The sequence below is a fragment of the Streptomyces sp. 13-12-16 genome, assembly GCF_002114215.1.
Taxonomy (GTDB): domain Bacteria; phylum Actinomycetota; class Actinomycetes; order Streptomycetales; family Streptomycetaceae; genus Streptomyces.
The window spans coordinates 1,838-9,081 of sequence record NZ_NCTE01001401.1 but is presented as its reverse complement, the minus strand read 5'-3'; the positions used below and the strand labels follow the sequence as shown (position 1 = coordinate 9,081).

General features: G+C 65.2%; 10 protein-coding genes. 4 read left to right on the top strand and 6 right to left on the bottom strand.

Going from position 1 to position 7,244, the window contains the following annotated elements:
* Positions 1–182: transposase (locus B7767_RS48920; RefSeq protein ID WP_256923773.1), on the bottom strand; the 182-nt coding region annotated here is incomplete at its 3' end.
* Positions 183–254: 72 nt separating this feature from the next.
* Here B7767_RS48920 and B7767_RS48915 point away from each other — a divergent pair.
* The 3 genes from B7767_RS48915 to B7767_RS47055 are packed head-to-tail and all read left to right on the top strand — an operon-like array spanning position 255 to position 2,141.
* Positions 255–1,067, top strand: coding sequence for a hypothetical protein (locus B7767_RS48915; protein WP_085576367.1), 813 nt, complete (start codon positions 255–257; stop codon positions 1,065–1,067).
* A gap of 53 nt (positions 1,068–1,120) precedes the next feature.
* On the top strand, positions 1,121–1,990 hold the full coding sequence (locus tag B7767_RS41590) for a hypothetical protein (protein ID WP_085576366.1): 870 nt from the start codon (positions 1,121–1,123) through the stop codon (positions 1,988–1,990).
* Positions 1,991–2,000: 10 nt separating this feature from the next.
* The gene (locus B7767_RS47055) at positions 2,001–2,141 is read left to right on the top strand and encodes a hypothetical protein (RefSeq protein ID WP_179167538.1); all 141 of its coding nucleotides are present in this window, start codon (positions 2,001–2,003) and stop codon (positions 2,139–2,141) included.
* A gap of 127 nt (positions 2,142–2,268) precedes the next feature.
* On the opposite strand, the gene B7767_RS41585 is transcribed toward B7767_RS47055, so the two are convergent.
* From B7767_RS41585 to B7767_RS41570, 5 genes are all read right to left on the bottom strand, one after another.
* Positions 2,269–3,063: a site-specific integrase gene (locus tag B7767_RS41585; RefSeq protein WP_256923771.1), complete on the bottom strand. Its 795-nt coding sequence runs from the start codon at positions 3,061–3,063 to the stop codon at positions 2,269–2,271.
* 33 nt (positions 3,064–3,096) lie between these two features.
* Entirely contained in the window at positions 3,097–3,294 is a 198-nt protein-coding gene (locus B7767_RS48910) for a hypothetical protein (RefSeq protein ID WP_256923770.1), read from the bottom strand.
* Between the two features lie 704 nt (positions 3,295–3,998).
* A complete protein-coding gene (locus B7767_RS41580) occupies positions 3,999–4,982 on the bottom strand; it encodes a hypothetical protein (protein WP_256923769.1) in 984 nt (327 codons plus the stop codon).
* 3 nt (positions 4,983–4,985) lie between these two features.
* Positions 4,986–5,894: a MoxR family ATPase gene (locus tag B7767_RS41575; RefSeq protein ID WP_256923768.1), complete on the bottom strand. Its 909-nt coding sequence runs from the start codon at positions 5,892–5,894 to the stop codon at positions 4,986–4,988.
* Positions 5,895–6,008: 114 nt separating this feature from the next.
* A complete protein-coding gene (locus B7767_RS41570; protein ID WP_085576364.1) occupies positions 6,009–7,004 on the bottom strand; it encodes a hypothetical protein in 996 nt (331 codons plus the stop codon).
* Positions 7,005–7,042: 38 nt separating this feature from the next.
* On the opposite strand from B7767_RS41570, the gene B7767_RS45495 reads away from it, so the two are divergent.
* Positions 7,043–7,244, top strand: a 202-nt coding sequence (locus B7767_RS45495; RefSeq protein ID WP_373408285.1) for a transposase, incomplete at its 3' end; no start/stop codon positions are given.

The window sequence follows — 7,244 nt, the reverse complement described above, 5'->3', positions numbered from 1 at the left end:
ACCGTCTGCCAAGGCCCGTAGCGTTCGGGCAGGTCACGCCACGAGATCCCGGTGCGGATCTTGTAGACCATCCCGTTGATGACCTGCCGGTCCGACACCCGCGGCCGGCCCGTCGCAGCCCGCGGTATCAGCGGAGCGAGCAACTCCCACTCCTGGTCAGTGAGTTCATGACGACGTACCACCCCACCATGATCCACGATCTGATGATCTTTGAAGACGGACCCTAGTACGACTTTCACCCATACCCTCAAGTCGTGACAACCACCACTGAGGAAGATCAATACCTCAGACGGATCCTTGCACTGCTGGACAGCGCCAGGCCGTACGAGAGCCTCACCCAGTCCGACTCCAGGCAGTGGCAGGTGCAGCCCGGCAGCGCCCTGGCCGGGGACGACGCCAAGACTGACCCCTACCAGGTGTCGCACAACGCCTGGAACGCTCTGGGCGTGGCCGTCGACCACCTCCACTGCTTCCGCTCCACGTTTGCGGACGACCCGCAGGACAACTCGGTGTCGATCACGCTCCACACCCACGGGCAGTACTCATTGCTGCGAGGCGCTTTCGAGAACAGCGCCCGCGCCGTATGGATGCTCGGGCCCAACCAGCGCCTCGTCCGCGTGCAGCGGCGACTGTGCATGCAGGCCGGCGAGAACAAGAACTCTGACCGCATGAACGCGCTGCTCCATCAACAGCCCAGGCGGCCGCTGGACGTACGGATGCAGCAGCTGACCGACCTCGTCATCAAGGCGGGAACAGACCCTGCCGACGCCAAGAGGGTCCTCAAGCCCGCGACGTACTCGGAAATCGTGCGGGAAGCGGGAGCCCTGACTCTCATGGGCTCTGCAGAGGCCGAAGTCGTATGGAGCAGCTGCAGTTCGCTGGCACACGGCGACATCTACGGCACCCTCAGCATCCTGGAGCGCAACATCGTGGACACCCAGGGGCGCCTGGCCCTCGCACAAATCACCAGCTCCCCCAAGGTGCTGTTCTGGGCCACAGACCGCACCGTCGCGATGATGCAACGCGGCTTCGACCTCTTCAAGGAACGCATCACCTGCCACCGCTGACCAGCGGCGCACGCACAGAACCCACTGTCAGCACCGAGGGGAACAATCAGCTCATGCGTGACCACCACAGGTTCAGAATGGCCGATGGTGCGGAACTCGTCGGCCGTCAGGGCGACTCGTTCGAGACGCGGGTCAGCATTCCTTCCGATGACAACGGGTTCTTCGGCCGCCAGTGCCCGGAGCGTTCGCTGGTCTTCCGCATGGACGTTCAGCAGTACGAGGCACTACCCGACAGCCTCGCCCTCTGGTGCGTCTACTGCGGACACCACGCGGAGTACTCGGAGTTCATGACCGAGCAGCAGCGCGACCGCATCATGCACGCCGCAGGCGACTTCGCCATGCAGATGGTCAGTCAGGAGTTGGACAAAATGTTCGGCGGGCTGGCACGCAGCTCGCGCGGCGGCAGCATCTCCTTCTCCTACAGGTCGCAGCCCTTCTACCCTCACCCGCTGCCCGGCATCGACGAGGAGCAACTCGTCCGTGTCCGCACCTGCGCGGGATGCCAGAACAACTACGCGGTCTTCGGGGAACACCGGCACTGCCCCATGTGCGGTCAGCTACCGGCCGCGTCGGTCGCCTTCGATGCCCTCCAGGCCGATACCGCCCGCCTGGACGCGTTGGAAGCCCTGCCCACGGACGCCAAGGCACTGCTCCGGGAGCAGGGAGTGTTCACGCGCAACTGGGTCGACACCGTAGAGAACGTGGTCGGAGTCGTGGAAGCCTTGGCTTCCTCCCTTTTCCGCGCGGCCGTGCCGAACGCGGCCAGCCTCCTCAATGGCAAGGGGGCCATCTTCCAGTGTCTCGACCACATGGCCGACCTGATCGTCACCGCCGGCTTCCTCGACCTGCGGACCGCCCTTGGCCCGCAAACGTGGCAACGCCTCCTCGAAACCTGGGCCGCCCGGCACGTCTTCCCCCCATAACGACGGCATCGTGGACGAGAAGTACCTGATCAAGGTGCCTGGTTCATCCGCGCAGATCGGACAGCGTCTCATACTGACCGAAACGGTATGCCGCAACGCCCTGGACGATGCCAAGGCCCTGTGCCAAATCCTCGTGGACGTGCTGCGCTAGAGGCGGGCGGGCACATCTCAGTCGACAGCAGACGAAGGACCTGCTGTTCCGAAGAGCCGGCGGAATCAGGCTGCTTCCCAGAGGCCGGCGTCCAGGATACGCGCCGCCTTCGTGATGCTCCCGGGCATCAAATGCCGGTGGGTGCGCGATACGTCTCCTCGATGGACTTGTGTCCCATCCATTCCGCTACGTCGGTGATCGGTATCCCGTTCCCGAGCGCGTTCGAGGCGAAATAGCGCCGGAAGCTGTACATGCCCGCACCGTCCTGCGCGGGGAGTGCCTTGAAGAGCTTCTGCACACGTCGGCGTTCCATCGGCTCGGTGTAGTAGCCGCTGGGACCACACAGGAGGTGGCCGTCCTTCGTCGTGCCGTGCTTCTCCTCGTAGCGCTTCATCGCTTCTCGCACCGAGCGCGGCAGAGGAACCTCTCGGAACTCCCCCGCCTTGCGGTGCTTCAGCTTCGCAGGCTCGTGCGTGTTCGAGTGGATCTGCTCGTGAACCCGGTAGACGTCGTCCGCCACGACATTGTTGATGTTCACCGCGCGGGCTTCCCCGTTTCGCAGGCCGCAGCCCACCATCATCACGATCTCAAGCGCGAGGATGTGATCCGCGACAGTCAGCGCTCTCTTCACATAGTCGAGGGAGGGAATGACCACCTTCTCCCGAACGTACTCCGGCTCCTGGACTCCCTTCAGAGGGGCGTCCGCCATGGCACCCTTGCCATAGGCATCCCGCAGGATGGCCTTGAGGACACGGAATATGTTCACCTGATTTCCGCGCCCGACCCCGTCGGTCTCCAACTCATCCAGGAAACGCTCGACCACGATCGGCGTGACCGAGTTCAGCTTCCTTGATCCGAGACGGGGGATGATGTACACGTTGATGGAGCTGTCGACGTGCCAGCCTGTGGAGTACTCGGTCATCCTCCGCTGCCGGGGTCGCCACTGCTTCGCGTATTACGCGACCGTCTGCTGACCGAGTTCACGGCGGGCCTCAGCAATGGATGGCGCTGTCTTCCTTCTCTCCGCGTAGATCTGCGTCAGTCGCTCGATGGCGTCGTCCTGCGTGCCGAAACCAGCCTCTTCACGCTGTTTACGAGAGCGTCCCTGAACCGAATCGTGTACGGGTGCGGGCAACGATTCGGCCTGGAACAACTGCACTCCTTAAAGAAGGCCCCCATCCCACGTGCGAGCTGTCGAGTCACGCAATCAAGCCTTCCGAGCAGGGGATGGGCGGCGCAGAAGGCCCCTGCCGTAGACGCAGGTCAGCAAGCCGGACACCGTCCGGTCCGATGCTGATCGTTTGCTGACCTGGAGGCCGCGATCAGGGCTCTGACCTGTGAGAACACCCAAACGCTAGGTCTTGGACTTGAATACGGTACGAAACATAAAGAAACTCCCGGTATGCCTGCTCCCTGCCTGTCTTTACAGGTCAAGGGCCGTGTCCGGAGGGTACATCGTTTCTCGTGTCCGGTCAGCGGTTGCCAGATGTTGGAGGACTCACACTGACCCATTACTGACGTTCAGGACGTGATCATCGCACACGGTGAAGTCCATCTCTTGGAGCCACAGTTAGGCAACATTCGCATTTGGGCGCCCTACTGGAACGGGTTGGCTGACACGGGCTGGCGCTCCCTCGGGACAACGCCGTGGCCTCGATGCGTGAGCGACAGGCCGGCGTCGCCAGCAGTGTCGTACACGGCCGAGGGTCAGGAGTAGGACGTTGTCGCGGTCGCAGCCGGTCGGGGCGGCGGCCATAGTAATGCCGGTAGCGTCGGTGATCAGGTGGTGTTTGGTGCCTGCCCTGCCCCGCTCGACGGGGATTCGTCCGGGACGTCAGGCTGTCGCAGGCGCGCCGCTCACCCGATGTGCGCAGCCACCCACCCCGCCGTCGTGTGCCGGTCCCAGGGCACCAGGGGCAGCAGCTTGGCCGCCCATGACGGCCAGCGTTGCTCAGGGAAGGGTACGAAGGCGACGGCTGTGCACTGCGCGTACACGAGGGTGCGTACCAGCCGCTCCCATTCGGCCCTGCTGCTGCGGCGCGCGTCAAGCCTCGGCCCGCCCATCCCCAGATCGCTGAGGATCAGGATCCGGGTCCCGGGTGCCGGGGGTACGTACTCTCCCCAGGTCCAGCGCGGCCCCGGGCCGGCACCGCGCACGGGGCAGTGGTCGAAGTAGGCGACTTGCGTGTGTTCGTGTCCTACGGTCGCCCGAACGTGGTGGACGGTTTCGTGCACATCGCGGCTGAAGGGTTCCATGCCGACGCCCAGATCCGCCAGCACCTGTACACCGAACCGCACTGTACGGAGGGGGCGGCGCGGCAGACTTTCCAGCGGAAGGCCCTGGGAGAGCTGTTCGACGACACGCTCGACATCCAGTTCGCCCTGGTCCACCTGCCTGGAGAGCGCCAGGTGCAGCAAAGCGGAGGTAGACCGTGGGGCGAGCAGCGGGTCGTACGAGAGGGGAGCCTGAAGGCGGCTGCGATCTGGTGGTGGCAGTGAGGGAGCGGTCCACTCGAACGGGAGAGGGGATTCCTCGCCAGAAGGCTCCAGCAGGGGCAGTGCGTTGTCCTCACCTACGCTGCCGCTGGCCATTAGGTCCGGTGTGCGCGGATGAGAGGCGAGGCCGTCCGGACTCGGCTCCTCCGGCACGAGGCCGGGGAGGTCGGCGTCTCCGGTCGCCGGAAAGACGGTGCTGCCCGGGTCAACGTCCTGCGAGCCGATGCCCGGGGTGGTGATGTCAAAGCCCAGGAGTCTCGCGATCGCCCGCTCGGCCTCCTGGCCCTGTCCCTGGGCAAGAGGGAGGGCCCGAAGGAGATCCTGGATCCACACGTCGCTTCGCATCGGTCACTCGTCCGGCTGCTGAGGCTTGAGCAGAACCAGTCGCTTCAGCATTTCCCAGCGCTCGTCCGCGGGGCTGATGCCGATGCTCCGGCAGGCACGGAAAGCGTCCAGGAACTCCGCCGTGCTCGGCGCCCTCAGCCCCTGCTTCTTCGCCGTGCTGCGGGCACGGCTCAGCTCTTCGGCAAGCATCTCGGCCAGTTCCCGGTCCGACTCCGTGAACCCCTCGTCGTAATGTGTGAAGTGCTCCTGTGCGATCCGCACGAGCCGCCCGGAATCGGGCTGCGGCAGCCAGGCGACGACGCAGCGGCGCAGGAACGCCTGCGGGAGTTCCCGTTCCTCGTTCGTCGTGATGATGATGAGATGGCGGTTCTCGGCGCTCCGCGTCTCCCCGGGGGAACGCTCCTTCCGGATCTGCTCGCCCGTGTCGGCGACGGTGAATTCATTGGAACCGAGTGGCACGAGAAGGCTGTTCGGCATGTCCGGCTCGGCTTTGTCGATCTCGTCGATGAGTACGACGGCATGGTGCGGCGAACGCGTGTCGTTGATCTCGCGGAACGGGTCTTCCCGGTGGCTGTGCCGCGGTCCACTGCGGGTAGCTTCGCCGGAGCGTGCCGCCGATCCGGGCGCGAAGGCCCACCACAGCGGGCCAGGCGTGACATAGCGGTGGTCCGCCAGCGACTCGCCCGGCGCGCGCACCTGAGCGTCGCTCAGGCGGCGCACGTGGTCATAGGTCCACAGCAGATCAGTGGCCCGGGTACGGGAGGTGACGACGTGCTCGTAGTAGCGCCAGCCCCGTCGGCGGGCGATGTAGGGGGCGAGGGATGACTTTCCCGACCCCGGATCGCCGCGCAGCAGCAGGGGGCGACCGGTCGCCAGGGCAACATTGACCGCCAGCATGACCTCGTCGAGCATGACGTATACCCGGCCGTCCCGACGGTCCGGGGAGTCGAACGGCTGCGGGCCGCCGGCCGAACCGGCCGTGCGGACCGGGCCGGTCTGTGCGGGGCTGTCGTTGGGCATGAGCGGTTACCTCCAGCAGCCGTTCAACCGATCGGGAATGGACCGGAGGTCATGGGCCAGTTGATAGCCGAGGGTTTCCTCGTCCGGCCCCAGTGGCGGTGAGAGGACGATCGCCTCGTCCAGGCGCCACTCTCGCAGAGCCTCCGCGGTCGGGGGGGTGTCCCCGGTGAGCAGAATGATGATCAGCTGCGGAACCACCCGGTGCAGCTCAGCGACGACCTCAGCCACGATCTCCGGCCTCAGCCGATGCATCGTGAGGATAAGGAAGTGGAAGCAGCCGGGCCTGACCATCAGCTTTTCGAGCGGCCAGTCCGGGGGCAGCCCGAGGAGATGTCTCACAGCTCCGAAGCACTGATCGAGAGTCTCCTGCGCCAGGTCCTCACCCACCGCCACACCACCGGCGGCACCGATCCAATAGTGCCCGAAGTCTAGGCACATCGCGCGGTCGACGAATTGGTGTGCCGTCCGGCTCTCGCAGGCGTTCAACGCCACGGTCCGCCGGTGCGGGGAGGCGCCTGCCTCCGACGGCAGCAGGTGGCGGGCCACCTCTCCGCTGATCCAGGCCGGGGTCACCTGGGTGATGAGCCGCTCCAGCGAGTCTCCGTCCAGGTGGGGTGCGATCTCCAAGATGGCGTTCATGAGCTGTCCGCCCGGCGCCGCGTCCAGCATCTGCTGGGCGATGAACTGACCGACGCCTGCCTGAGCGTCTCTGTTCGGCAGGTATTCGTCGGCTATCCCGAGAGCGCGGACCGCTTCGGTCAGAGCTTTCTTCTTGCGCGTACGTTCGAGGTAGTCGGCGACCAGCCCGATCCATTTCCGCATGCTGTCGGGTTCCGCGCTGAGGTCGGGCAGTTCGGCGAATTCCTGGAGTACCTGTTTCACGAGGTCTTCGATGGCGGATTCGTCCTGGACTGCCGCCTGCGTACGCGCGAACTCCACCGGGAGAACGTCGCTGAAGCCGTTGTCCTTCAGGACCGTCGTCTTCAGGTCGCCGATCAACACCGGAACAACTAGGGTCCGTCTTCAAAGATCATCAGATCGTGGATCATGGTGGGGTGGTACGTCGTCATGAACTCACTGACCAGGAGTGGGAGTTGCTCGCTCCGCTGATACCGCGGGCCGCGACGGGCCGGCCGCGGGTGTCGGACCGGCAGGTCATCAACGGGATGGTCTACAAGATCCGCACCGGGATCTCGTGGCGTGACCTGCCCGAACGCTACGGGCCTTGGCAGACGGTCTACA

Coding starts and splice junctions, on each gene's coding strand:
- B7767_RS41590 (WP_085576366.1), top strand. CDS start 1,121: ATGCGTGACCACCACAGGTTCAGAATGGCCGATGGTGCGGAACTCGTC.
- B7767_RS41585 (WP_256923771.1), bottom strand. CDS start 3,063: ATGACCGAGTACTCCACAGGCTGGCACGTCGACAGCTCCATCAACGTG.
- B7767_RS41580 (WP_256923769.1), bottom strand. CDS start 4,982: ATGCGAAGCGACGTGTGGATCCAGGATCTCCTTCGGGCCCTCCCTCTT.
- B7767_RS41575 (WP_256923768.1), bottom strand. CDS start 5,894: ATGCTCGACGAGGTCATGCTGGCGGTCAATGTTGCCCTGGCGACCGGT.